Here is a 24,774-nt window from a genome sequence, read left to right on the forward strand (position 1 = left end):
CGGCGGGGGAACCCGGGCGGTGCCGGGTCAGGCGGCGAGGCCGTCGAGGGTCGGTTGGTGGGCCAGGCCGAGCGCGGTCTCCACCACCGAGACGAACTGCTCGGCGGCCCGGAGCAGGTCGTCGGCCTCCCGGGCGCTCACCACGCGGGGTATCCCCGCCTCGGCGGCGGCCCGCTTGCCGGCGCCGGCGGCGAAGTAGGCGGACCATTCGTCGAGCTCGGGGGCGACCGCGGAGAGCAGGACCCAGACGCTGGTGATCCGGTGGCGTCGGGCGGGCGCGGGGCGGGCGCGGGCGGCGAGCAGGGCCGCGGCCGCGCGCAGCGCGGCGAGGTGGGCGGCGGCGTAGCGCAGCCCGTCGGGGCGGGTCTGGGCGGCCTCGCTGAGCCCGATCCGGGCCACCGCGAGGAGCTGGGCCGGGGTGCGGTGCGGCAGCACGTGCGCGGGCACCGTCGGTGCCTGGGCCGGGTTGGTCGGCATGACTGTCTCCTCCGCGTGACCGGGGCGGGCGCGGCGCGCGGCGGAAGGGATCCGTCGGCGGGCGCCCGGAGCGGGTGGTGCGGAGGAAGACGCACCGGATGGGGGCCGGCCGGGTGTGGACGCTTCCCCACACCACACCCGGCCGGCGAACCGGCGGGTTCGTCGTCCGCCGCCCGGGGGTCGTGGGCGGCGGACGACGATCCTGCCTTGACGGGACCGGGCTCGCGACTGCCCGGAACCCGGTGCGGTCCGCGAAACCGCACCTCCCGGAAGCCGGAGCCGCGAAACACCGCTCCCGGGCGTTGGAACGGGCGTACGACTCAATCGAACACTCGTTCTAACTGCTGACAGTACACCCTCCCTCCGACGAAAACGCAACGTGTGGCGTCCGGCGTGCCGCCGTCTCGCCGGGGATCGCGGGGAGCGGTACCGGGAGCGGGCGCGCCGGCGCACAGCACGGCAAAGCCGGAGCGGAGGTCGTCTCGTGGACCCGCGCGCCGGCCGCCCGGTGACCGCGCTGCGGTCGGTCACCGTCGTCGGCCCGGACCTGCTCTGGGGCCGACGTGTACGCCACCGCCGCGATGGCCCGGGGCGCGCACGCGCTCGACTGGCTGGCCACTCTGGACGGGCACGAGGCGCTGGTGGTCGACGCCGCCGGCGGGGTGCGCACCACCCCGGCTGGCCGGGGGCACACCCGGTCGGCTGGCCGGGGCGACATGGGCTCACGGTGGGTGACGACCGGCCTCGACCCCGCCGTCATGACCGTGCGTGACGGCTTCGCCCGGCGTGGCACCGGCCCGCCCGGCGTCCCGCCGGCCCGTCCCGTCGCCGACCAGGGCGGGCGCCCGCAGACCGCCGGGGACGGCACCACCCCTCGCGCCCCCTTTGCTCTGCTGCCCCGGACGCAACAGTGACACCGCGTGCCTGTTGCGTCCGGGGCAGCAGAGCAAAGGACGAACCGGGGGGGGCGGCCTGCCGGAAGTCCGGATGACGCCATGTGACGGTGACCGGGTCGTCGCTGGCCGCCCCCACACCCGCCACGTCGGCGGACCCGGCCGGCTCCGCCGGGTGCCGCCCCGCCGCGCACGGCACCCGCCACGCCGACCGGACCCAACCGGCTCCACCGGGCCGGGGCGTACCGGGAAGAATGGGGGCATGCAGCCACACCCGAACGTGCAGGCGGTGCAGGCGGCCCTGGACGGCGCGGGCGCGCGTGACAGCGCGGGCGCGCCCAGCCTGGTCCGCCTGCTGCCCGAGGCGGTCCACACCGCGGCCGCGGCCGCCGCGGCGCTCGGCGTCGACGTCGGCGCCATCGCCAACTCGCTGGTCTTCGAGGCCGACGGCGAGCCACTGCTGGTGCTGACCTCCGGCGCGCACCGGGTGGACACCGCCGAGTTGGCCGCCCGGCTGGGAGTCACCCGGCTGCGCCGGGCCACCCCGGAGTTCGTCCGGGAACACACCGGCCAGGTGATCGGCGGGGTCGCCCCGGTGGGCCACCCCCGCCCGCTGCGCACCCTGATCGACACCGCCCTGCAGGAGTACGCCGAGATCTGGGCGGCCGGCGGGGTGCCCCAGGCGGTCTTTCCCACCACGTACGCGGACCTGCTGCGGATCACCGCCGGCACCCCGACCGAGGTGGCGTGAGCGAGCCCGGCGGGGCGACTGCCGGCGACACCGTTCCCGAGCTGGTCACCCTGCACGTGTGGCGGATCTCCCGGGCCGCGCTGCCCCGGGCGCTCACCCGGATGGCGCTCGACCCGCGCCGGCTGCGCGCCACCCCCGGCGTACGGTTCGGCAAGCTGCTCGGCACCGGGACCGGCACCGGCTTCGGGCCCGGCGACGCCGACCTGACCCGGTGGGCGGCGCTGACCGTCTGGGGCTCCCCCGCCGCCGCCGACGGCTTCGACACCTCCCCGGTCGGCCGGGCCTGGGCCCGGATCGCCCGGGCCACCGTCCGGGTCGACCTGCGCCCGGTGAGCAGCCGCGGCGAGTGGTCCGGCCGGCGCCCGTTCGGCGACCCGCCCGGCGGCCGGGTCGGCGGACCGGTGCTGGCGCTCACCCGGGCCCGGCTGCGGCCCCGCCGGGCGGCCACCTTCTGGACGGCGATCCCCCCGGTGGCCGCCGCGCTGCACGCCGCGCCCGGGCTGCTCGCCCGGTTCGGCGTCGGCGAGGCCCCGCTGGGCTGGCAGGGCACGGTCAGCGTGTGGCGCGATCCCGCGGACCTCGTGGCGTTCGCGTACCGTCACCCGGAGCACCGCGCCGCGATCAGCCGCACCCCCACCGAGGGGTGGTACGCGGAGGAGCTCTTCGCGCGGTTCGAGGTGCGCGACGTGGTCGGCGACCGGACGGTGCTGGGGTGGGTCGCCGACGGCGACGCGGCAACGGTGAAGGGACACGCATGAGGTTGGTGCGGTGGACGCCGGATGATCTCGTCCGGCGGCTGGACGACGTGGTCGCCGTCTACGGGGAGGCGATGAACTACCGCGCCGACCTGCTGGAGGCCCGCCGCGGCTACATCGCCACCCACGTGCGCCGCCCCGGCTTCCGCGCCGTCGCCAGCCTCACCACCGACGGCCGGCTGGCCGGCTTCGGGTACGGCTACCTGGGCGCGCCCGGGCAGTGGTGGCACGACCAGGTGCACCGGGCACTGGACCCGGCGGCCCGCCGGCGCTGGCTGACCGACTGCTTCGAGGTGGTGGAGCTGCACGTCCGGCCACCGGCGCAGGGGCACGGCCTGGGCACCCGACAGTTGACCGCCCTGCTCACCCTCGCCGAGGGCACCACCACCCTGCTGTCCACCCCCGAGGCCGACGAGCAGACCTCGCGGGCCTGGCGGCTGTACCGGCGGTTCGGCTTCGTCGACGTGCTGCGGCACTTCCTCTTTCCCGGCGACGAGCGACCTTTCGGGGTGCTCGGCCGGGACCTGCCGCTGGCCGTCGCCGACCCGGCCGCCACCGTCCGGTCCGGCCCAGCGGCACCGTGATCCGACGGCGAGCCCCCTGGGCGTTGCTGGCCGTCCTCGTCCTCGCCCAGATCTGCTACCCGCTCACCACCGGCACCACCCGGGCCCGGCTGACCGTGACCACCGTGCTGCTGGGCTACCTGCTCGCGGTCGGCCACGCCCTGCTGCGCCGCGGCCCGCGTACGGCGGGGGCGCTGGTCGCGGTGGCCACCGGCGGCGGCTTCGCGATCGAGGCCCTGGGGGTCGCCACCGGCTTCCCGTTCGGCAGCTACGACTACTCCGGCGAACTCGGTCCGAAGCTGGCCGGGGTGCCGCTGATCATCCCGCTGGCCTGGACCTGGATGGCGTGGCCCGCCTGGCTGGCCGCCGTCCGGTTGACCTCGTCCGGGCCCGGGCGGATCGCGCTGGCCGCCGTCGGGCTGGCCGCCTGGGACCTCTTCCTCGACCCGCAGATGGTGGCCGAGGGCTACTGGGTGTGGCGCGACGCCGACCCGGCCCTGCCCGGGCTGCCCGGCATCCCGGTCAGCAACTACCTGGGCTGGCTGCTCTTCGCGGTGCTGCTGATGAGCGCGCTGCGCCCGCTGGCCGGGCCGTCCGTCGCGGTCACCGACTCCCGGGACGACCCGATGTTCGCGCTCTACCTGTGGACGTACTTCTCCAGCGTGCTGGCCCATGCGGTCTTCCTCGACCTGCCCGCCTCGGCGGCCTGGGGCGCGGCCGGCATGGCGGTGGCGGCGGTGCCGCTGGCGGTGACGCTGGTCCGCGCCCGCCGGCACGGCGACGACCGGCGGGCACCCCGCCGACCGGCGCGTCCCGGCGTCGACGCCACCGCATGAGCGCGGCGGTCCTCGCCCTGGTCCTCGCGCTCGCCGCGCTGACCGCGCACACCGGGGTCAACGCGGGCCGCTGGCTGCGCCGCCCCGCCGGCGGGCCGGTCGAGGTCACCGAGCCGGTGGCGGTGCTGCTGCCGCTGCGCGACGAGGCGGCCCGGCTCACGCCCTGCCTGCGGTCGCTGCTCGCCCAGCGGGGGGTGCCGCGGCTGCGGATCGTGGTGCTCGACGACTCCTCCACCGACGGCACCGCCGAGGTGGTCCGCGCCGTGGCCGGCGATGATCCCCGGGTCACCCTGCTCACCGGGGTCACCCCGCCACCGGGCTGGCTGGGCAAGCCGCACGCCTGCCACCAGCTCGCCGGCCGGGCCGATCCGGCCGCCACCGCGCTGGTGTTCGTCGACGCCGACGTGGTGCTCACCCCGTACGCGGTCGCGGCGGCGGTCACCGAGCTGCGCGCCGCCGGGGCGACGCTGCTATCGCCGTACCCCCGGATCGTGGTGCGGACGGCGGCCGACCGGCTGGTGCAGCCGCTGTTGCAGTGGTTGTGGCTGACCTTCCTGCCGCTGCGCGCGATGGAACGCTCGCCGCGGCCGTCGCTGGCCGCCGCCGGCGGGCAGTTCCTGGTGGTGGACCGGGCCGGCTACGACCGGGCCGGCGGGCACGCCGCGGTGGCCGACAAGGTGCTGGAGGACATCGAGCTGGCCCGGGCGGTCAAGCGCGCCGGCGGGCGGATCGCCCTCGCCGACGGCTCCCGGTTGGCCGCCTGCCGGATGTACGAGGACTGGCCGCAGCTGCGCGACGGCTACACCAAATCCCTCTGGGCCTCCTTCGGTCACCCGGCCGCGGCGGCGGTCGTGGTGGCCCTGCTGCTCCTGCTCTACGCCGCTCCGCCGCTGGTCGCCGTCGCGGCGCTGGCCGCCGGCGCGCCGGTGGTGGCCGCGCTCGCCACCGCCGGCTACCTGCTCGGGGTCGCCGGGCGGGTGCTCAGCGCCCGGGCCACCGGTGGGCGGGCCTGGCCCGACGCGCTGGCACACCCCGTGTCGGTCGTGGTCCTCGGTTGGCTGACTTTGCGGTCGTACCATCTGCGGAAGCGGCGACGTCTGTCCTGGCGGGGCCGCCCGGTCAGCTAGGAGGACGCGCATGGCGCGGATCGTGGTCGTCGGCGCCGGGGTGGGCGGCCTGGCCGCCGCCGCCCGGTTGGCCGTCACCGGGCACGAGGTCACCGTCTTCGAACGCGCCGACACCGTCGGCGGCAAGCTCGGCCGGTACGCGCACCACACCCCGGCCGGCTCGTTCCACTTCGACACCGGCCCCAGCCTGTTCACCCTGCCCCAGGTCTTCCACGACCTGTTCGAGGCCACCGGGGCCAAGCTCGACGAGTACCTCGACCTGGTGCCGCTGGACCCGATCGTGCGGCACGTCTTCCCCGGCGGCGGGCCGGTGCTGGACTCCTGCGCCGACCCGGCCGAGTTCGCCGCCCGGATCGGCGCGGCCCTCGGCGACCGGGCGGCCGCCGACTGGCAGCGGCTGTGGCGCCGGGCCGCCCGGGTCTGGGAGGCCTCGCACCGGGACATCCTGCGCCGGGCCGTCGGCTCGCCGCGCGACCTCGCCGCGCTGGCCTGGCGGCTGGGCGACCTGGCCGCCATCGGTCCCGGCCGCAGCCTGCGCGGGCTGGGCCGGTCGCAGCTGTCCGACCCGCGGCTGCGGATGCTGCTCGACCGGTACGCCACCTACACCGGCGCCGACCCGCGCCGCGCCCCGGCCGCGCTGGTCGCCGTCCCCTACGCCGAGCTGACCTTCGGCGGCTGGTACCTGCGCGGCGGGCTGGGCACCCTGGCCGACGCGCTGCTGTCGCGCTGTCTGGACCTCGGCGTGGTCGTGCAGACCGGCGCCACGGTCACCCGGATCGACGCCGCGGGCGGCCGGGTGCACGGCGTACGTCTCGCCGGCGCCGCCGCGCCCGTCCCCGCCGACGTGGTGGTGGCCAACACCGACGCGCTCACCCTCTACCGGGACCTGCTGCCCAGCCCGCGCCGGCTGGCCGGGCTGACCGACCGCAGCCTGGCCGGCTTCGTGCTGCTGCTCGGGGTACGCGGCGACTCCGGGCTGGCCCACCACAACGTGTTCTTCCCGCGCGACTACGACGCCGAGTTCGACGCGGTCTTCGGCGACCCGGGGCGGGGCGTACGGGCCCGACCGGCGGTCGACCCGACCGTCTTCGTCACCGTCGCCGACGACCCGATGGTCCGCCCGGACGGGCACGAGTCGTGGTTCGTGCTGGTCAACGCCGCCCGCCACGGCACCGCCGCCGGGGCCGTGGACTGGCGCCGGCCGGGGCTCGCCGAGGCGTACGCCGACCGGATCCTCGACGTGCTCGCCGAGCGGGGCGTCGACGTCCGGGACCGGCTGGTGTTCCGCGAGGTGCGTACCCCGGCCGACCTGGACGCGGCGACCGGCGCGCCGGGCGGCACGATCTACGGCACCGCGGGCGGGCTGCTGCGCCCGGCCAACCGGGGCCCGGCCCACGGGCTCTGGCTGGTCGGCGGCTCCAGCCACCCCGGCGGCGGCCTGCCGATGGTCACTCTCTCCGCGCAGATCGTCGCCGAGGAGATCGGCCCGGCCTGGTAACGCGCCGCCCGGGGGCGGTGAGCGACGAGCGGGTCAGCCGGCGTCGACCAGGGCGCGGCGCACGGTCGACAGCAACTGCCCCAGGCCGAACCCGGCCAGCAGCACCCAGACGGCGGCGGCCATGGTGATGGTGCCGGCGGCCAGGTCCGGGTCGATCAGGCCGGTCAGGCCGGCCAGCAGCAGCCCCACCAGGGCCACGCAGACCCGGGTCGGGCGCTCCCCCACGGTCACCGCGCCGATGTCGCGCATCCCGGCGGCGACCGCGCGGGCCCGCACGTACTCGTGCAGCCAGGACAGCGCGCCGCCGGCGACGACCAGCGCGCCCGGCGCGCCGACCAGCCAGAACGCGGCCAGCCAGGCGATCTCACCGAGCCGGTCGGCGAGCGAGTCGTAGACGTAGCCGAGGCGGGTGGTCCGGTTGGTGGTCACCGCCACCGCCCCGTCGACGCTGTCCGCCACCGAGGCGAGCAGTACGAACAGCGCGCCCAGGATCGGCCCATCCACCGACCGCACGGAGAACAGCGGCACGCAGAGGCAGAGCAGCACGCCGGCGACGGTCACCGCGGTCGGGGTGATCCGGAGCCGGCCCAGGATGTATCCCACGTGGTAGGCGAAGCGCAGCCAGGCCCGGACCACCGGCGCGGCGGCACGCGGGTCGAAGCCGCCGTGCAGCCGCGCCCACGCGGTCGCGTAGTCGTCCCACTTCAGCTGTGTGCCCACCATCGGTCAACCGTCGTGGCGTGGTTCAGGTGGCGGGGTGCCCGCGTTCACACCCGGGCGCCGGCCTGGAGACTGCGCCAGACCTCCCGGGTGGCGGTGGACCGGTTGAGGGTGATGAAGTGGATCCCCGGCACCCCCTCGTCCAGCAGCTTGGCGCACATCTCGCTGGCCTGCTCGATGCCGAGCCGACGCACCGCCTCCGGGTCGTCGGCCACCCGCTCGAAGCGCTCGGCGAGCGCGGGCGGGAACGGCGCCCCGGACAGCTGCACGGACCGCTCGATGGTGCCGATCTGGGTCACCGGCATCACGCCGGCCAGGATCGGGGTGTCGCAGCCGGCGGCGGCGACCCGGTCCCGCAGCCGCAGGTAGTCGTCGGCGTCGAAGAACATCTGGGTGATCGCGAACTCGGCGCCGGCCCGGCACTTGCGGACGAAGTGCGCGGTGTCGCTGGCCACGTCCGTCGAGCGCGGGTGCTTGTACGGGAAGGCGGCCACGCCGACGCTGAAGTCCCCGGCGTCGCGGACCAGCCGGACCAGTTCCTCGGCGTAGAGCACGCCCTCGGGGTGGCGGACCCACTCGCCGCCCGGGTCGCCCGGCGGATCGCCGCGCACGGCGAGCACGTTGCGCACCCCGACGCCGGCCAGCCGGCCGATGACGTTGCGCAGCTCGGCGACCGAGTGGTTGACCGCGGTCAGGTGGGCCATCGGCAGCAGGGTGGTCTCGGTGGCGATCCGCTCGGTCACCGCCACCGTGGTGTCCCGGGTCGACCCGCCCGCGCCGTAGGTGATGGACACGAACGAGGGGCGCAGCGACTCCAACTCCCGGATGGCCTGCCAGAGCAGCCGCTCGCCCTCGGGCGTCTTGGGCGGGAAGAACTCGAAGGAGAAGGTCGGCTGGCGCTCACGGATCAGCTCCCCGATCGCCGGCTGGGGATTGGGGAGGACGGAGGGAAGACCGAGCGCCACGACCCGACTCTAGCGGGCGACGGCCCGCCGACCCACGATCTTCCCATTGCGGCATCGACGGCGGTCGTCGAACGCCGGCGGGCCGCTCGGTGCGGCGACGCACGGCGGGTCCGACGCGACGTCGTACCCCCGGAGTAGGAAGGAGCCAGCGCGGGTGGCGCCGGTCGGGGCCGGCGCCCGGAGGCACGCGCGGGGGTCAGCACCGACCGACGGCGCGCCGGTCCCGTCCCGCGGGGCGGCCGCCGTCGCCGCGCCGACGCCCGACCGGAGGACCGATGACCCCGCCCGACCCGCGCCTGCTCGGGCCGCTGATCGCCCAGCTGCGGCTGGCCCGCGGCTGGAGTCAGCAGCGGCTCGCCGCCGAGCTCTGCGCCGCCTCCGGCGCGGCCACCGTGACCCGGCACGAGATCTCCCGCTGGGAGCGCCAGGCCCGGGTGCCGGGCGACCGCTGGCTGCGCCGGCTCGCCCTCGTGCTCGACGCGCCGGCCGGGCAGCTGGTCGAGGCCGCCGGGCGCAGCCGGCACCACGGCCCGGTGGGCGCGGGCGGGTCCCGGTCCCGGTCGGCCCTGCTCGCGCTGGCCCAACGCTGGGTGGCCGACCCGCACGCTCCGCTGCTGGTCGCGCCGGCGGCGCACCAGTCCGCCCCGGCGGGCGCACCCGGCCGGTCCGACCCGGGCGGGCCGGCTGGCCCCGGCGAGCTGGCCGAGCTGCGCCGGCTCGACGACCTCACCGGCGGCGCCGACCTGGCCCCGGCCGGGGCGTACCGGCTGCGGCGGGCGGCCCGGGCGCTGGCCGGGGCGGGTCCGGCCGAGCGGCGGCGGCTGCTGCCGGTGCTGGCCGAGACGGCCCAGCTCGCCGGGTGGCTGCACGCCGACGCCGGCGAGCCCACCGCCGGGCTGGACGCCTACCGGCTCGGCCTGCGGGCCGCTGCGGCGGCCGGTGACCCGGCGCTCGCCGGGCACGTGCTCGGGTCGGCCAGCCATCTGCTGGCCGGGGCCGGCGACCCGGAGGGCGCGCTGCTGCTGGCCCGCACCGCGTACGCGGGGGCCCGGCGGTCGGCCGGTCCGGGGCTGCGGGCGCTGCTGCTGCACCGGGTGGCGCTGGCGGCCGCGCTGGGCGGGCGGGTCCGGGCCGCCCGGCAGGCCCTGGACGCGGCGCGGCGGACGGCCGGCGCGGTCGAGCCGGGCGCCGAGCCGGCCTGGCTCTACTGGCTCGACGACACCGAACTGGCGGCGATGACGGGCCGCGCCCTGGTCGCGCTCGGCCGACCCCGGCCGGCCCTGCCGCTGCTGCGCGCCGCCCGGCGCGGTGGCCGGCCCCGCCGGGCGGCGGTCTACGGCGGCTGGCTGGCCCGCGGCCTGCTCCAGGTCGGCGAGGTGGAGCAGGCCTGCGCGGTGGCCGGGGCCGCGCTGCTGGACGCGGTCCGCGCCGGGTCGGCGCGGGCCGCGACCCCGCTGGTCGAGCTGGAGCGCCGGCTGGCCACGCACCGCGCCGAGCCGGCGGTACGCCGCTACGCCGCGCTGCTCGCCGACGCCCGCGGCTTCCTGCCCCGCGGCCCGGTCACCACCCCCTCCCGACCGCCCGCGCCCGGGCGGCGGGGCGGCACGTCGGGCGCGGCGGGCGCGACGCGCCGGCCCGGTGGGGGGACGCGGCCAACCCCGACCGGCTAGCGTCGGTACGTGACCCACGCTGCTCCCGTCTCCCCCGTCGACCGCGCCGGCCTGCGTCAGCGCGTCGACAAGGCCCTGGCCGAGTTCCTGGCCAACCAGCGCACCTGGATGACCGGCGTCGACGACGCGCTGGTGCCCGTCGCCGAGGCGATCGAGGCGTTCGTGCTGGGCGGCGGCAAGCGGCTGCGCCCGGCGTTCGGCTACTGGGGGTACCGGGGCGCCGGCGGAGTCGACTCCGACCACGTGGTGACCGCGCTGGCGGCGTTGGAGTTCGTGCAGGCCAGCGCCCTGATCCACGACGACCTGATGGACCGCTCGGACACCCGCCGCGGCGAGCCGGCGGTGCACCGGCGGTTCGCCGCCCGGCACCGGGCGGCCGGCTGGGGCGGCGACCCGGACGGGTTCGGCGACGCGGCGGCGATCCTCCTCGGCGACCTCTGCCTGGTCTGGTCGGACGAGCTGCTGCACTCCGCCGGCCTGGATCCGCGGACGGTGGCCCGGGCCCGGCCGGTCTTCGACGAGATGCGCACCGAGGTCACCGTCGGGCAGTACCTGGACGTGCTGACCCAGGTCACCGGGGACACCTCGCTGGAGCGGGCCGGCAAGGTCGCCCGGTACAAGTCGGCCAAGTACACGGTCGAGCGGCCGCTGCTGCTCGGCGCCGCGCTGGCCGAGGCGTCGGCGGACGTACGGGCGGCGTACTCGGCGTACGGGTTGCCGCTGGGCGAGGCGTTCCAGCTTCGCGACGACGTGCTGGGGGTCTTCGGTGACCCGGCGCAGACGGGCAAGCCGGCCGGGGACGACCTGCGCGAGGGCAAGCGCACCTACCTGGTGGCGGCGGCCGTCGAGGCGACCGACGACGCCGGCCGGGAGCTGCTGCTCGGCCAACTGGGCGATCCGGGGCTGGACGAGGCCGGGGTGGCGCGGCTGCGGGAGCTGATCAGCGCCAGCGGCGCGCTGGCCCGTACCGAGCAGCGGATCGTCACCCTCACCGACGCCGCGCTGGCCGCCCTGACCACGGTCGACCTGGACACCGAGGCCCGCCAGGCCCTGGTCGACCTCGCCATCGCCGCCACCCGCCGCGCCGACTGACCCCCCTGCCAGAGTTGATCATGAAGTTGTTGCCCCGACACATCGGTGCCGGTGGCAACAACTTCATGATCAACGGGGCGAGGGGCCCGGGGGGGGGTTAGAAGCCGAGGGCTTGGGCGCGGCGTTTGACCTCGCGGGCGTGGTCGCCGCCGAGGGTGGCCGCGCCGGTACCGCCGGAGAGGGTGTCGTCGGGCTCGTAGAGCCAGCGCAGGGCGGCCTCGTCGTCGTAGCCGGCGTCGGCCAGCAGGTTCAGCACGCCGGGCAGGTGCTTGAGCACCGTCTTGTTCGCCACCAGGTCGACGGGAATCCGGCGGACGCCGTCGCGGCGGACGGCGATCAGCTCCCGGTCGCGGATCATCTGGTGGACCTTGCTGATCGGCAGCTCGAGGCGCTCGGCCACGTCGGGCAGGGTCAGCCAGGCGGCCGGGTCGGAGGGGCCGGCGAGGGCGGCGCCGGAAGCCTGGTCGGCGGGTACGGAATCGGTCACCCGACCACCCTGCCACGTCGCCCCGGCCCGGGCGCAGCGGCACCCCGGGTGGCCTGCGACAGCACGGCGGGACGGATCGGATCGTGTCCCGGCTGTAGCATCCTGTTCAACCTTCACCCTCTGGACACATAGACTGCCTGCCGATGGACACACAGGTCGCCGACACGTTGCTGGGCTCGCTGCTCGACGGGCGTTACCGCATTCGCGGGCGCGTCGCGCGCGGCGGGATGGCGACCGTGTACACCGCCACCGACGAGCGCCTGGAGCGCACCGTGGCGGTCAAGATCATTCACCCGACCCAGGCGCCGGAGACCCGCGGCCGGGCGGCCGGGTTCATGGCCCGGTTCACCGACGAGGCGAAGACGATCGCCCGGTTGACCCACCCGAACGTGGTGGCCGTCTACGACCAGGGCACCCACGGCGGGCTGCCGTACCTGGTGATGGAGTACGTCCGCGGCCGCACCCTGCGCGACGTGCTGGCCGAACGGCGCCGACTCAACCCGGACGAGGCGCTGGCGATCATGGAGCAGATGCTCGCCGCGATCGCCGCCGCGCACCGGGCCGGGCTGGTCCACCGGGACGTGAAGCCGGAGAACGTGCTGGTCGCCGAGGCGCCCACCGGCGGCGTGGCGAACCTCGTCGACAGCGTGGTCAAGGTCGCCGACTTCGGCCTGGCCCGCGCGGTCGAGGCCAGCGCCGAGGAGGAGAACGGCAACCAGCTCATGGCGACCGTCGCGTACGTGGCGCCGGAGCTGGTCACCGACGGGCACGCCGACCCGCGCACCGACGTCTACTCGGCCGGCATCGTGCTGTTCGAGATGCTCACCGGGCGGGTCCCGTACGACGGGGACCGGCCGGTGGACGTCGCCTGGCAGCACGTCGACCGGGACGTACCGGCCCCGTCGACCCTGGTACCCGCGCTGCCCAAGGCGCTCGACGACCTGGTCGCGCGGGCCACCCGGCGCGACCCCGGCGCCCGCCCGACCGACGCCGGCGCCCTGCTGGCCGAGGTGCAGGTGGCCCGGGACGACCTGGGCAACCCGAACACGCACACCGCCGTGCTGCGGCCGGTGGGCGACGAGAACTCGGCGGTGGCGCAGCCGACCATGGTCGTGGCGGCGGTCCACCCGGCCGAGCGGCCCGCCTGGGCGCGGCTGCCCGAGGGGGGCCCGCAGCGGCCGCACCGCCGTCGGGCCGCCCCGGAGTCGGACCTCGGGGCCCGGTTCGCCGCGCTGCGCACCCGCCTGATGGGCAGCCAGCGCGGCCGGCTCTCGGTCGCCGCCGCGGTGGTGGCGCTCGGCCTGCTCGCCGCGCTGGGCGGCTGGTGGGTCGGGGTGGGTCGCTACACGGTCGCCCCGGAACTGGTGAGCCTGAGCAAGGCCGAGGCCCAGGCCCAGGCGGACCGGGCCGGCTTCACCCTGGTCTACGCCGAGCCCCGCTACGACGAGAAGACCCCCCGGGACAGCGTCGTGACGCAGGATCCGGTCTCGGCCGCCAAGATCCTCAAGGGTGGCACCATCACGCTCACCCTGTCGCTGGGCCCGGAGCGGTTCCCGGTGCCGGACGTGGTGGGCAAGGAGTTCGAGCTGGCCGAGGTGGATCTGACCAGCGCGAAACTGCTGGTGGCCAAGGGCACCCCCCGCTACGACGACAATCTGCCGGCCGGGGTGGTGCTGGAGACCAACCCGAAGGTCGGCGCCGAGGTGAAGCCGGGCACGAAGATCACCCTCATCCTGAGCAAGGGCCGGGCGCCGATCTCGGTGCCGAACCTGCTCGGCAAGAACGTCAACGAGGCGCGGACCACGCTTGCCCAGCTCGGCCTGGTGCCGGTGGAGACGTACAAGGACTCGGACAAGCCGAAGGACGAGATCCTCGGGCAGAGCCCGGCCAACGGCTCCGGGGTCGAGAAGGGCGCGCAGGTCCGGCTCGAGGTCAGCAAGGGTCCGGCCCAGGTGATCATGCCCCGGGTGGTCGACCTGCCGTGCCCGCAGGCCAAGCAGCAGCTGGAGAGCCAGGGCTTCCCGGTGACCGTGCAGTTCAACCCGAACGGGATCGTCCGGTTCCAGAACCCGCCCGAGAACTCCCCGGTGCCGCCGGCCACGCCGGTCACCATCGGGTGCCTGTGACCATGCGACCCGTCGGCTCACACACCCCCACCTCGGGCGGACTGGCCCGGGCGGCCCTGCCGTACGTCGACGCGGCCGGCGCCGAGGTGGTGCAGGTCTACGTCTCCAACTCGCGCGGCTGGGCGCTGCCGGCCGGCGACCCGGCCCAGGACGCGCTGTTCCGGGACGGCTGCGCCGAGCGGGGCGTCCCGGTCTTCATCCACGCCTCGCTGCTGGTGAACCTCGGCTCCCCGACGGCGGCGACGGTGCAGCGGTCGGCGGAGACCCTGGCGCACGCGCTGCGCCGCGGCCGGGCGATCGGCGCCCGGGGCGTGGTGTTCCACGCGGGCAGCGCGGTCGACGCGGGGCACGCTGAGGCCGCCATGCGGCAGGTCCGCGAGACGCTGCTGCCGTTGCTGGACGAGGCGGCGGCCGCGGGCGGGCCGATGCTGCTGGTCGAGCCGAGCGCGGGCGGGGGTCGCTCGCTGGCCTCGCGGGTCGAGCAGCTGGGCCCCTACCTGGACGCGGTGGACCGGCACCCCGGGCTCGGGGTCTGCTTCGACACCTGCCACGCGTGGGCGGCCGGACACGACCTGGCCGCCGAGGGCGGCATGACGGCGACGCTGGACGCCCTGGTGGCGACCGTCGGGGCGGAGCGGCTGCGGCTGGTGCACGCCAACGACTCCAAGGACCTGTGCGGTTCCACCCGGGACCGGCACGAGAACATCGGCAAGGGCAGCATCGGTGAGCCCGCGTTCGCCGAACTGATGGCCCACCCGGCCACCGCCGGCGTCCCCGTGGTGGTGGAGACCCCCACCGAGAAGCACGAGGGCCACGCCGCCGACATCGCCACCCTCAAACGCCTCCACCCCTGACCCACCCCACGGGCCCGCCCGGCCCCACCCGGCCCGACCCGGCTCGCCACGGTGATCAAGAGGTTTGCGTCAGTTCCGGGCCGGATCCTGACGCAAACTTCTTGATCAACACGGCCGAGGCGGGCGCGGGCAGCGCGGGCGCGGGCAGCGCGGGCGCGAGCAGGGCGGGGGGGTCGAAACGCAGCCGAGCCCCGGGCCGGGTGGGCGCGGGGCTCGGGTGCGGAGGTGGGTCAGGCGCGCAGCAGGCGGGTGAGGATCTCCACCGCGCGGTCGATCCCGGCGTCGTCGACGTCCATGTGGGTGACCAGGCGGGCGGTGCGCGGGCCGAGCACCGAGACCAGCAGGCCCTCGGCACGGGCGGCGGCGGCCAGGGCCTTCGCGTCCAGCGGGTGCTTGGTCAGGTCCAGCGGGACCAGGTTGGTCCGGACCGGCGCGGCGAGCACCCCGAACGGGGCGACCGCCTCGGCCAGCCGGGCGGCCTTGGCGTGGTCCTCGGCGAGCCGGGTGACGTGGTGGGCCAGGGCGTACCGGCCGGCGGCGGCGAGCACGCCGACCTGGCGCATGCCGCCGCCCATCCGCTTGCGGATGAACCGGGCCCGGTCGATCTTTTCGGCGCTGCCGAGCACCAGCGAGCCGATCGGGGCGCCGAGGCCCTTGGACAGGCAGACCGACAGCGTGTCGAAGAGCGCGCCGTACTCGGCCAGCGGCACCCCGTCGGCGACGTGCGCGTGCCAGATCCGGGCCCCGTCGCAGTGCAGCGCCAGCCCGTGGTCGTCGGCGACCCGGCGCAGCTCGCGCAGGGTGGTCAGCGGGATCACCCCGCCGCCGCCCCGGTTGTGGGTCTGCTCGACGGCGATCGCCCGGGTGGGCACCGCGAAGTAGCCGTCGGGCCGGACCATGCCGGCGACCACGTCCGGGTCGATGTCCGCGCCGACCGCCGGCCAGGTCCGCGAGGAGATTCCGCCGTACGCGGCGGCGGCGCCGATCTCGTACGTGACGACGTGCGCGTCGGCGTCGCAGAGCAGCTCGTCACCGGGGGGCACGACGAGCTGGAGGGCGATCTGGTTGGCCATCGAGCCGGTCGGGGCGAACAGCGCCGCCTCTTGCCCGAAGAGCGCGGCGACCTCGGCCTCCAGCGCGGCGACCGTCGGGTCCTCGCCGTAGACGTCGTCGCCGACCTCGGCAGTGGCCATCGCCTCCCGCATCCCGGCGGTGGGCCGGGTCACGGTGTCCGAACGAAGATCGACAAAGTCAGCCACGCAGCATCTCCGCCACCAGGAAGGCCAGCTCCAGCGACTGCTGGGTGTTCAGTCGCGGGTCGCAGGCGGTTTCGTACCGATCGGGCAGGTCGAGGTCCTCGATGCCCTGGGCGCCGCCGAGGCACTCGGTGACGTCCTCGCCGGTCAGCTCCACGTGCAGGCCGCCCGGGTGGGTCTCCAGGCCGCGGTGCACCTCGAAGTAGCCGAGCACCTCGTCGACGATCCGGTCGAAGTGTCGGGTCTTGTAGCCGTTGGACGACTCGTGGGTGTTGCCGTGCATCGGGTCGCACTGCCAGACCACCTTGGCGCCGGCGGCGGTCACCTTGGCCACGATCGGCGGCAGCGCGTCGCGGACCTTGTGGTTGCCCATCCGGCTGATCAGGGTGAGCCGGCCGGGGACGTTGTCCGGGTTGAGCTTCTCGCAGAGCTCGATGGCCTCGTCCGGGGTGGTGGTCGGGCCGAGCTTGACGCCGATCGGGTTGGCGATCCGGGAGATGAAGTCGATGTGCGCCCCGTCGAGCTGCCGGGTCCGCTCGCCGATCCAGAGGAAGTGCCCGGACAGCCCGTACGCCCGGCGGTCGGAGACCCGGGTGAGCGCCCGGTCGTACTCCAGGGCCAGGGCCTCGTGGGAGCAGTAGAGGGTGACGGTACGCAGCGCCTCGTCCTCGGTCATCCCGCAGGCGCGGATGAAGGCCAGCGCCCGGTCGATCTCCCGGGCGATCGCCTCGTAGCGCTCGCCGGCCGGCGAGTTCTTGACGAAGCCCTTGTTCCAGTCGTGCACGGCGTGCAGGTCGGCCAGCCCGCCGGCCAGGTACGCGCGGAGCATGTTCATCGCGGCGGCCGAGTTCGCGTACGCCCGGATCATGCGCTGCGGGTCGGCGATCCGCGCCTCCGGCGTGGCCTCCAGCGCGTTGATCATGTCGCCGCGGTAGGCGGGCAGCCCGCGGGCGTCGGTCGGCAGGGACCGGGGCTTGGTGTACTGGCCGGCGACCCGGGCGACCTTGACCACCGGCAGCGAGGCGCCGTAGGTCAGCACGATCGCCATCTGGAGCAGGGTGCGGGCGTTGGCCAGCAGGTGGCTCTCGGTGTTGTCGGCGAAGGTCTCGGCGCAGTCGCCGCCCTGGAGAAGGAACGCCTTGCCCTCGCAGACCAGCGCGAGGCGCTGCCGGAGCTGGTCGACCTCGTAGGGCGCGACCACCGAGGGTACGACGTCGAGCACCTTGCAGACCTCGGCCACCTGCGCCGGGTCGGGCCACGGCGGGGTCTGTGCCCGGGGCAGGTCCCGCCAGCGGTCCAGGCCGAGGGCCGCGTCCTCGGCGGAGTCGACGGTGGGTCGGCTGGTCTGCAGCCCGGGGCTGCTCACGGCGGGGTAGCTCAGCTGATGCCACTCATGGCGCATGAGGGAAAGCGTACGGCGACGGTCGGGGTGACCCGCCGTCGAGGGTGACGGTTCCGGCAGATGGGAGGGTCAGGGGTTGACCGACGGCTCCGGGGTGTGCCCGCCGGGAGCCTCGCCGGAGATGCACCAGTCGGCGCCGCTGCGGGTGACCGTGAACAGCAGCGGCCGGGCCACGTCCCGGGCGCCGACCGAAACGGTCACCGAGGCGCTGACCTCCTGCCCGCGCGGGCCGGAGCGCACGTCGGTGATGGCCGCCTTGGGCACCTCGAAGTGGTCGGCGAAGTCCCCGTTCGGGCCGGTGGCCGCCGCGTCGAAGGCCTGCTGCATCGGCGCGCAGAGCTGGCTGCGGCCGGCCGCGACGTCCTTGGCGGCCATCGCGTCGAGGTAGGCCTGCACCCGCTCGCGGGACTTGGTGGCCGCCTCCTCGGCGGGGGCGCGCCCGATCGCGGGGCCGTCGCCCGCGTCGTCGTCGCCGCCGATCCCGCAGCCGAGCAGGGACAGCGGCAGCAGTGCCAGCGCGGCGACGCCGGCGGCGCGGTGCCTCAGGCGCATGGGTCCTCCCCTCGCTGCGGACATCGAGAGATGCCGAGCGGCGAGTCTGTCACATCGACCGACCTGCATGGCAGGCCGTCATGCCCCGCCGCTCTCTCCAGCCGACAACCCGCACGATCGAACAGGGGTGACGGATACCCGACGGCGGGCCCCCGGCGGCCGGCCGGGGCGCTGTCGCCTCGCGCACCCGACAGAGGCTGGCTAGTCTGCGGTGGTCGACGCGCCCGGGCGCGTCGCCGTGGCAGGAGGTGACCGCCCATCCTTTCCGTGGCGTCGGTCGACACCGGGTGGCTGCCACCGGCCGAGCGGTTCGACTTCTGGCAGGACCTGGTCGCCCGGGAGTCGGTGCCGGCCCGGATCAGCAGTGACCACGCCGCCGACTTCACCGCCTCGGCCCGGGTGGTCGACCTGGGCGTGGTCCGGCTCGGGGTGTGGCGGTACCCGTCGCTGGAGCTGCACCGGACGCGCCGGATGATCCGCAGCACGGATCCGGAGCTGTACCAGCTGGCCCTCCCGCTGTCCGGGTACGGCGCGATGTCGCAGCAGCGGCGTCAGGCGCCACTCGCCCCGTCCGGCTTCGCCTTCGTCGACACCGTCCGCCCGCACGGGTCGTCGCACCGGGCCGACGGGACGGCCGCCGGTCCGCTGCGCACGCTGACCGCGCTGGTGCCCCACGCGGCGCTGCCGCTCCCGGCGCACCGGATCGAGGAGCTGCTCGCCGCCGAGCTGCCCGCCGGCAGTGGAATGGGACTGCTGCTGGCCCGCTTCCTGCGCCAGGTCGGCGACCACCCCGAGCAGTACGCGCCGACCGACGCCGCCCACCTCGACCAGGTCGCCCTGGCGCTGATCGCCGGCACCCTGGCCGGCCGGCTCGACGACGAACACGCCCTGCCGATGGACGTCCGGGTCACCGGGCTGCGTACCCGGATCGAGGCGTTCGTGCAGCGGCACCTGGCCGACCCGGAGCTGACCCCGGCCGCGGTCGCCGCGGCGCACCACCTGTCGCTGCGGTCCCTGCACCGGCTCTTCGAGGGCACCGGCACCACGGTGGCCGGCCTGATCCGCGCCCGCCGCCTGGAGCGCTGCCGGCGCGACCTGGCCGATCCCCGGCTGGGCGGCCTGCCCGTGCACGAGGTCGCCGCACGCTGCGGGTTCCGCGACCGGGCCCACTTCAGCCGGGCGTTCCGCGCCCGGTACGGCATGTCGCCCCGCGAGCATCGGGAGCGGGCCGCCCGACGGTGAACGCACGCGGGCGGGGAGGGACCGTGGGTGTCCCTCCCCGCCGTGTGGGTGGTGCGTCGGCCCTCGGCTCAGCCGAGACCGCCCTTGATGGCGCCGATCAGCTCGCCGTTGCCGGTGTCGCCGGAGAGCTCCCAGAAGAAGGCGCCACCGAGGCCCTGGTTCTTCGCGTAGGTCATCTTGCCGCCGATGGTGGACGGGGTGTCGTAGCTCCACCAGTTGCTGCCGCACTTGGCGTACGCCGTGCCGGCGATGGTGCTGGTGGCCGGGCAGGTGTTCTTGAGGACCTTGTAGTCCTCGATGCCCGGCTCGTAGGTGCCCGTTGCGGCGCCGGTGGCGGTGCCGCCCGGAGCGGTCTGCGTGACCCCGGTCCAGCCCCGGCCGTAGAAGCCGATGCCGAGCAGCAGCTTGCTGGCCGGGATGCCCTTCGCCTTGAGCTTCTGGATCGCGGCGTCGGAGTTGAAGCCCTGCTGCGGGATGCCGGTGTACGAGGTGAGCGGCGAGTGCGGGGCGGTGGGGCCCTGCGGGTTGAAGGCGCCGAAGTAGTCGTACGTCATCGGCATGAGCCAGTTCAGCGACGACGCCGCGCCGGCGTAGTCGGTGGCGTCGATCTTGCCGCCGGTGCTGCCGTCGGCGGTGATGGCGGCGGTGACCAGCGCGCCGGAGCCGAACTTCGACCGCAGGGCGCCGACCACGTTCTTGAAGGCGTTCGGTCCGCTGCTGTCGCACTGCAGGCCGCAGGCGTTGGGGTACTCCCAGTCGACGTCGATGCCGTCGAAGACGTCGGCCCAGCGCGGGTCCTCGACGAGGTTGTAGCAGCTGTCGGCGAAGGCGGCGGGGTTCTGCGCGGCCTGGGTGAAGCCACCCGACCAGGTCCACCCGCCGAAGGACCAGATCACCTTCAGGTGCGGGTACATCTTCTTGAGCTTGCGCAGCTGGTTGAAGCTGCCGCGCAGCGGCTGGTCCCAGGTGTCCGCGACACCGTCCACACTGTCGGCCGCCGTGTACGCCTTGTCGTAGTCGGCGTAGCTGTCACCGATGGTGCAACGCCCGCCGGTGGTGTTGCCGAAGGCGTACAGGATGTGGGTCAGCTTGGCCGCGGACCCGCTGGTGTGGATGTTCTTGACGTGGTAGTTGCGGCCGTAGACGCCCCACTCGGCGAAGTAGCCGACGACCTTCTTGTCCCCGGTCGGCGGGGGCGGGGTGGTGGGCGGCGGGGTGGTCGGCGGCGGCGTGGTCGGCGGGGTCGTGGTGGGCGGGGTCGTGGTGGGCGGGGTGGTGGTCGGCGGCGCGGTGGTAGTCGGCGGCGGGGTGCTGCCGCCGCCGCACGGCGCGCCGTTGACGGTGCAGTTCAGCGGCGCCTTGTACGCCCCGGTGCCGTTGTAGCCCCAGCTGAAGCTGGCGCCCGGGCCGAGCGGACCGGCCCAGCTCTTCTTGACGGCGACGTAGTGGTTGCCGCTGCTGGTGACGTCGGCGTCCCAGAAGGTGCTGATGGTGGTGCCCGACGGCAGGTCGAACTCGATGCGCCAGGTGTCGACGCTGGCGCTGGAGCCGTTGGCGACGGTCACGCGGGTCTCGTGGCCGGTCCCCCAGTCCTGCACCTTGGCGAACGTGGCGGTCACGCTACCGGCGCCGAACGCCGAGGTCACCGGCACCGCGGCGACGGTCAGCGCGACCACGGCGCCGGCCCAGAGGGCACGACGGAGCGATCTCTTCATGTGGCACCTCCTCCAACAGTTAGGAAACTTTCCAGAAGATGGGGAGACGCTACTCACGCCGTCATCACTTCGTCAAGATGTGCATTTATCGATTTCCCGTGGGTCGCGGCGGCGCGCCCGCCGGGACGCGTAGCCTCGCGACATGACCGTCTTCGACATCGAGATCGACGCCCTGGCCGGCGGCCCGGCCGACCTGGCCGCGTACCGGGGCCGGGCGCTGCTGGTGGTGAACGTGGCCTCCCGCTGCGGCCTCACCCCGCAGTACGCCGGCCTCCAGGAGCTCTACACCACATACGCCGACCGGGGCCTGGTCGTGCTCGGGGTGCCGTGCAACCAGTTCGCCGGGCAGGAGCCGGGCACGGCCGACGAGATCGGCGACTTCTGCCAGGTCAACTACGGGGTCACCTTCCCGTTGACCGAGAAGGTCGACGTCAACGGCCCGGCGCGGCACCCGCTCTACGCGGAACTGGTCGGCACCCCGGACGCCGAGGGGCACACCGGGGACGTGCGGTGGAACTTCGAGAAGTTCCTCGTCGCGCCGGACGGCACGGTCGCGGCCCGGTTCGCCCCGACCGTCACCCCGGACTCCGCCGAGCTGCGCGCCAGCATCGAGAAGGTCCTGCCGGCCTGAGCCGCCGCCCGGCCGCCCGCCCGCGCGGCCGGCGCGGGCCGGGGCGCGGCGTCGTCCACCCCCGGACGAAGGCGCGACCGCGCCGCCCACCGGTCGGTGGGCGGCGCGGCGCCGCCGGGGACGGCGGTGGCCGCTCAGCCGGCCGCCGAGCGGAACACCGGGTAGTAGCCGCCGGACTGGCCGGCCGCCGTCGGGTGGTACGAGATGCCGATGTTGGCGTAGTTCAACGCGTGCAGCCACTTCTCCCCGTAGCTGCACAGCTGGTGCCCGACGAAGATCGACCGGACGTCGGCGAAGGTGAAGCCGGCGGCGGCCGCGGCGCTGCGGGTGATGTCGTCGACCAGGTTGATGCCTTCGTTGATCTTCGCGCGGGAGGTGGCGCTGAGCCCGACGCAGAGCGTGCCGAGCTGGTAGAAGACCGGGTAGCCGACGACCACCACCCGGGCGGACGGGGCCCGGCTGCGGATGCCGTTGTAGACGGTGGCCAGCAGGCCGGCCAGCTGCGCCCGGGCCTTGTCCTCGGCGGCCTGCACCGCGGCCACGCACTGCGTCTCACCCTGCAGCACGCAGGTGGTCATGATGCTGGAGAAGCCGACGTCGTTGCCGCCGACGGTGACGCTGACCAGCGTGGTGCTCGCCGAGAGCGCGGAGAGCTGGGTGCTGGTCACGCTGGTGGTGGTCGCCCCGGAGCAGGCCACCGAACGGTACGAGGCGGGCTTGATGTTGGTGTTGTACAGCGCCGGGTACGCGCTGGTGCTGCGCTGGCAGGAACCGCTCTCGGCGGTGTAGTTCCCGGCGCCGACGCCGGAGGCGTACGAGTCGCCGAGGGCGACGTACTGGTCGCTGGGGGATGCCTGGGCGGGCACCGCGATGCCGAGCGTGACGCCGAGGGACGCGGCGAGGCTCAGGGCGAGGGTCACGAAACGGGATCTCCGCACGTCGCACTCCTGGGGGTGGGAAGTGGTGGTGTGAGATAGATATCAATTGATCGGCGCGGGTCGGAAGATCACCGATTGCGCGGCAGATGCAGATAGATCCTTAGCGATACAAACCATTGCCAGTGATGCGATCAATGATGAAGGATTCCTCCACGGGACGATCCGTGCGCGCCGCCGGCCGAATAACCAAGCACGGCGGTGGGGAATACCGACGTCCACACCGGAGTTGGCAACGGACATGACAACTGTGGGACTGATCGGCAGCGGCAACATCGGTGGCACCGTGGCCCGGCTGGCGGTGGCCGCCGGTCACGACGTGGTGCTCAGCAACTCGCGCGGACCGGAGACGCTGAAGGACCTGGTGGAGGAGCTGGGCCCGCGGGCTCGGGCGGCCACGCCGGCCGAGGCCGCTGCGGCGGGGGACCTGGTCGTGGTCACCATTCCGCTGCGGGCCTACCGCGAGGTGCCCGCCGCGCCGCTGGCCGGCAAGACGGTCATCGACACCAACAACTACTACCCGGAGCGGGACGGGCACTTCCCGGAGCTGGACGACGAGTCGACCACCACCAGTGAGCTGCTCCAGGCGCACCTGCCGGAGTCCCGCGTGGTCAAGGCCTTCAACAACATCTACTTCGCGCACCTGCACGCCCTGGCCCGCCCGGCCGGGGCCGCCGACCGCAGCGCGCTGCCGATCGCCGGCGACGACGCCGACGCCAAGGCCGCGGTGACCGCGTTCCTCGACTCGCTCGGGTACGACGCCGTCGACGTCGGGCCGCTGGCCGAGGGCTGGCGGTTCCAGCGGGACACCGCCGCGTACGCCGGCCTCTACTCGGCCGACCCGAACGACTGGGAGCGGCCCGCCGCGAGGAACGCGGAGCAGGTCCGGGCCGCGCTGGCCGCCGCCCGCCGCTACGCCGACAGCTGAGCGGCGACGCTCCACCCGGTGGCGGTGCCGGTCCGGCACCGCCACCGCTGCGGGCCGGCCCCCGTTGCGGCGTCCCGGCCGCCCGGGGCCTCCCCCGGAGCAGCGGACCCAGCCGGTCGGGAATCGCGCAGCGGACGGGCCGGGGTCAGGCCGGCGAGCGCCACTCGCCGGCGAGCACCGACCAGACCTCGAGGTCGATCCGGCCCGCCGGGCCCGGGTAGAGCTGCCGCAGCGTGCCGTCCCGGCGCATGCCGAGCCGCCGGGCCACGGCGATGCTGCGCGTGTTGGTGGCGTTGGTGCGCCACTCCACCCGCTGGATGCCCCGCTCGCCCACCGCCCAGTCGACGATCCGGCCGACCGCGCGGGTGATCAGCCCCCGACCCTCGGCCGCCGGCTCCAGCCAGCAGCCCGCCTCGCAGACGCCGAGCGCCGCGTCGAACGACACGAACATCACCCCGCCGACCAGGACCCCGTCGTCCCAGATACCCCAGATGCCGCCGGCGTCGCGCGCCCACAGGTCGGCGTAGCGGCGCAGCACGGTCCGGGCCGAGCCGAGGTCGGTGGCCACGAAGGACGCGCCGACCCAGGGCGCGATGTGCTCCCGGGCCCGGTCGAGGTGGGCCAGGAACTCCTCCGCGCACCAGGGCGACAGCGGGCGCAGCTCGGCGGAACCGGTCAACGGCAGGGCGAACACGGCGACTCCTCAGGACGCGGGCAGGCTCAGGCGCAGGGTGGGGCCGGGGGTGTCCCGGAAGCCGAGCGAGCGGTAGAGCGCCTCGCCGGCCACCGACGCCCGCAGATCGATCTTCAGTACACCGCGGTCCCGGTACCAGTCGAGCAGGCCCGTCATGCAGGCCCGGGAGTAGCCGCGTCGCCGGTACCCCGGATCGGTGACCACGTTGAAGACGTAGCCGGTCAGTCCACTGGGGTTGCCCGGCCCGCCCAGGCGACGCTCGATGGTGCCGGTCGCGCAGGCGGCGAGCACGCCGGGTCGGTCGGGGGCGTCCACCACGAAGACGGCCATCAGGTCCACCGGGTCGGCGAGCCGCTCGCGCAGCACCTCCCGGGCGGCCGGCTGCCACGGCCCGGGCGACGGTTCCGCCCCCTCCATCGACGCCAGCATCACCCCGCGCAGCCGGACGATCTCCGCCGCGTCACCGGGTCCGGCCCGCCGCACCTTGATCATGACCGGACGGTACCGCACCCCGGAGGCCGGGCGTGGCAGGAGATTCCGCTGGCCGGGAACGGCGACGACACGCGCGTCGGAGGTTGCGCCGCAGTCCCTTGAACGAGACTCTA

Annotated in this window: 25 protein-coding genes; 14 read left to right on the plus strand and 11 right to left on the minus strand. The window is 75.2% G+C overall.

Annotated features, from left to right (window positions below):
• Positions 1-27: 27 nt before the first annotated feature.
• Positions 28-477: an SAV_6107 family HEPN domain-containing protein gene (locus ACTWM8_RS21905; protein WP_446210672.1), complete on the minus strand. Its 450-nt coding sequence runs from the start codon at positions 475-477 to the stop codon at positions 28-30.
• 563 nt (positions 478-1,040) lie between these two features.
• Here ACTWM8_RS21905 and ACTWM8_RS21910 point away from each other — a divergent pair.
• The 7 genes from ACTWM8_RS21910 (at position 1,041) to ACTWM8_RS21940 (ending at position 6,900) form a co-directional block, all read left to right on the plus strand.
• Positions 1,041-1,391 (plus strand): hypothetical protein, encoded by a 351-nt coding sequence (locus ACTWM8_RS21910; protein ID WP_446210673.1) that lies wholly within the window; start codon positions 1,041-1,043, stop codon positions 1,389-1,391.
• Between the two features lie 241 nt (positions 1,392-1,632).
• Complete coding sequence (locus ACTWM8_RS21915) at positions 1,633-2,121, plus strand: YbaK/EbsC family protein (protein ID WP_446210674.1); 489 nt, start codon at positions 1,633-1,635, stop codon at positions 2,119-2,121.
• Positions 2,118-2,879, plus strand: coding sequence for a monooxygenase (locus ACTWM8_RS21920; RefSeq protein ID WP_446210675.1), 762 nt, complete (start codon positions 2,118-2,120; stop codon positions 2,877-2,879). The genes ACTWM8_RS21915 and ACTWM8_RS21920 overlap by 4 nt, the downstream gene beginning before the upstream one ends.
• Positions 2,876-3,460 carry a GNAT family N-acetyltransferase gene (locus ACTWM8_RS21925; RefSeq protein ID WP_446210676.1) on the plus strand — a complete coding sequence of 195 codons (585 nt, stop codon included), beginning with the start codon at positions 2,876-2,878 and terminating at the stop codon, positions 3,458-3,460. The genes ACTWM8_RS21920 and ACTWM8_RS21925 overlap by 4 nt, the downstream gene beginning before the upstream one ends.
• Positions 3,460-4,275: a carotenoid biosynthesis protein gene (locus tag ACTWM8_RS21930; RefSeq protein ID WP_446214627.1), complete on the plus strand. Its 816-nt coding sequence runs from the start codon at positions 3,460-3,462 to the stop codon at positions 4,273-4,275. Before ACTWM8_RS21925 ends, ACTWM8_RS21930 begins: the two co-directional genes overlap by 1 nt.
• Positions 4,272-5,402, plus strand: coding sequence for a glycosyltransferase (locus ACTWM8_RS21935; protein ID WP_446210677.1), 1,131 nt, complete (start codon positions 4,272-4,274; stop codon positions 5,400-5,402). Before ACTWM8_RS21930 ends, ACTWM8_RS21935 begins: the two co-directional genes overlap by 4 nt.
• A 10-nt stretch (positions 5,403-5,412) precedes the next feature.
• The gene (locus ACTWM8_RS21940; protein ID WP_446210678.1) at positions 5,413-6,900 is read left to right on the plus strand and encodes a phytoene desaturase family protein; all 1,488 of its coding nucleotides are present in this window, start codon (positions 5,413-5,415) and stop codon (positions 6,898-6,900) included.
• A gap of 33 nt (positions 6,901-6,933) precedes the next feature.
• Here ACTWM8_RS21940 and ACTWM8_RS21945 read toward each other — a convergent pair whose 3' ends face one another.
• Complete coding sequence (locus ACTWM8_RS21945; RefSeq protein ID WP_446210679.1) at positions 6,934-7,623, minus strand: CDP-alcohol phosphatidyltransferase family protein; 690 nt, start codon at positions 7,621-7,623, stop codon at positions 6,934-6,936.
• 44 nt (positions 7,624-7,667) lie between these two features.
• Positions 7,668-8,585: a methylenetetrahydrofolate reductase [NAD(P)H] gene (gene metF, locus ACTWM8_RS21950; RefSeq protein ID WP_179801058.1), complete on the minus strand. Its 918-nt coding sequence runs from the start codon at positions 8,583-8,585 to the stop codon at positions 7,668-7,670.
• A gap of 275 nt (positions 8,586-8,860) precedes the next feature.
• Between metF and ACTWM8_RS21955 the strand changes: the two genes are divergently transcribed.
• Together ACTWM8_RS21955 and ACTWM8_RS21960 are read left to right on the plus strand one after the other, a co-directional pair.
• On the plus strand, positions 8,861-10,255 hold the full coding sequence (locus ACTWM8_RS21955) for a helix-turn-helix domain-containing protein (protein WP_446210680.1): 1,395 nt from the start codon (positions 8,861-8,863) through the stop codon (positions 10,253-10,255).
• Between the two features lie 9 nt (positions 10,256-10,264).
• Complete coding sequence (locus tag ACTWM8_RS21960; protein WP_280838223.1) at positions 10,265-11,347, plus strand: polyprenyl synthetase family protein; 1,083 nt, start codon at positions 10,265-10,267, stop codon at positions 11,345-11,347.
• Between the two features lie 97 nt (positions 11,348-11,444).
• On the opposite strand, the gene ACTWM8_RS21965 is transcribed toward ACTWM8_RS21960, so the two are convergent.
• A complete protein-coding gene (locus ACTWM8_RS21965) occupies positions 11,445-11,834 on the minus strand; it encodes an Rv2175c family DNA-binding protein (RefSeq protein WP_446210681.1) in 390 nt (129 codons plus the stop codon).
• Between the two features lie 143 nt (positions 11,835-11,977).
• Between ACTWM8_RS21965 and pknB the strand changes: the two genes are divergently transcribed.
• Both pknB and ACTWM8_RS21975 read left to right on the plus strand, forming a co-directional pair.
• The gene (gene pknB, locus ACTWM8_RS21970; RefSeq protein WP_446210682.1) at positions 11,978-13,960 is read left to right on the plus strand and encodes a Stk1 family PASTA domain-containing Ser/Thr kinase; all 1,983 of its coding nucleotides are present in this window, start codon (positions 11,978-11,980) and stop codon (positions 13,958-13,960) included.
• A 2-nt stretch (positions 13,961-13,962) separates the two neighbouring features.
• Positions 13,963-14,814: a deoxyribonuclease IV gene (locus ACTWM8_RS21975; protein ID WP_446214628.1), complete on the plus strand. Its 852-nt coding sequence runs from the start codon at positions 13,963-13,965 to the stop codon at positions 14,812-14,814.
• A gap of 230 nt (positions 14,815-15,044) precedes the next feature.
• Here the strand turns inward: ACTWM8_RS21975 and ACTWM8_RS21980 are convergent, their stop codons facing one another.
• The 3 genes from ACTWM8_RS21980 to ACTWM8_RS21990 all read right to left on the minus strand — a co-directional run bounded on the left by ACTWM8_RS21980 (position 15,045) and on the right by ACTWM8_RS21990 (position 18,024).
• On the minus strand, positions 15,045-16,019 hold the full coding sequence (locus ACTWM8_RS21980; RefSeq protein WP_446214629.1) for a threonine aldolase family protein: 975 nt from the start codon (positions 16,017-16,019) through the stop codon (positions 15,045-15,047).
• A gap of 46 nt (positions 16,020-16,065) precedes the next feature.
• Positions 16,066-17,472 (minus strand): class II 3-deoxy-7-phosphoheptulonate synthase, encoded by a 1,407-nt coding sequence (locus ACTWM8_RS21985; RefSeq protein WP_154943912.1) that lies wholly within the window; start codon positions 17,470-17,472, stop codon positions 16,066-16,068.
• 69 nt (positions 17,473-17,541) lie between these two features.
• Positions 17,542-18,024, minus strand: coding sequence for a hypothetical protein (locus ACTWM8_RS21990; RefSeq protein ID WP_377613025.1), 483 nt, complete (start codon positions 18,022-18,024; stop codon positions 17,542-17,544).
• A 267-nt stretch (positions 18,025-18,291) separates the two neighbouring features.
• Here ACTWM8_RS21990 and ACTWM8_RS21995 point away from each other — a divergent pair, with 267 nt between their 5' ends.
• Positions 18,292-19,266, plus strand: coding sequence for a helix-turn-helix domain-containing protein (locus ACTWM8_RS21995; protein ID WP_446210683.1), 975 nt, complete (start codon positions 18,292-18,294; stop codon positions 19,264-19,266).
• A 68-nt stretch (positions 19,267-19,334) separates the two neighbouring features.
• On the opposite strand, the gene ACTWM8_RS22000 is transcribed toward ACTWM8_RS21995, so the two are convergent.
• Positions 19,335-20,981 (minus strand): glycosyl hydrolase family 18 protein, encoded by a 1,647-nt coding sequence (locus ACTWM8_RS22000; RefSeq protein WP_446210684.1) that lies wholly within the window; start codon positions 20,979-20,981, stop codon positions 19,335-19,337.
• 142 nt (positions 20,982-21,123) lie between these two features.
• Between ACTWM8_RS22000 and ACTWM8_RS22005 the strand changes: the two genes are divergently transcribed.
• A complete protein-coding gene (locus ACTWM8_RS22005; RefSeq protein ID WP_346539216.1) occupies positions 21,124-21,612 on the plus strand; it encodes a glutathione peroxidase in 489 nt (162 codons plus the stop codon).
• 134 nt (positions 21,613-21,746) lie between these two features.
• Here the strand turns inward: ACTWM8_RS22005 and ACTWM8_RS22010 are convergent, their stop codons facing one another.
• A complete protein-coding gene (locus tag ACTWM8_RS22010) occupies positions 21,747-22,550 on the minus strand; it encodes an SGNH/GDSL hydrolase family protein (protein ID WP_446210685.1) in 804 nt (267 codons plus the stop codon).
• 238 nt (positions 22,551-22,788) lie between these two features.
• On the opposite strand from ACTWM8_RS22010, the gene ACTWM8_RS22015 reads away from it, so the two are divergent.
• Positions 22,789-23,475 (plus strand): NADPH-dependent F420 reductase, encoded by a 687-nt coding sequence (locus ACTWM8_RS22015; protein WP_446210686.1) that lies wholly within the window; start codon positions 22,789-22,791, stop codon positions 23,473-23,475.
• 145 nt (positions 23,476-23,620) lie between these two features.
• Here ACTWM8_RS22015 and ACTWM8_RS22020 read toward each other — a convergent pair whose 3' ends face one another.
• The gene (locus tag ACTWM8_RS22020) at positions 23,621-24,169 is read right to left on the minus strand and encodes a GNAT family N-acetyltransferase (protein WP_446210687.1); all 549 of its coding nucleotides are present in this window, start codon (positions 24,167-24,169) and stop codon (positions 23,621-23,623) included.
• Between the two features lie 9 nt (positions 24,170-24,178).
• Positions 24,179-24,661, minus strand: coding sequence for a GNAT family N-acetyltransferase (locus tag ACTWM8_RS22025; protein WP_446210688.1), 483 nt, complete (start codon positions 24,659-24,661; stop codon positions 24,179-24,181).
• Positions 24,662-24,774 lie beyond the last annotated feature (113 nt).

It is taken from the genome of Micromonospora sp. IBSANI012 (assembly GCF_052814045.1).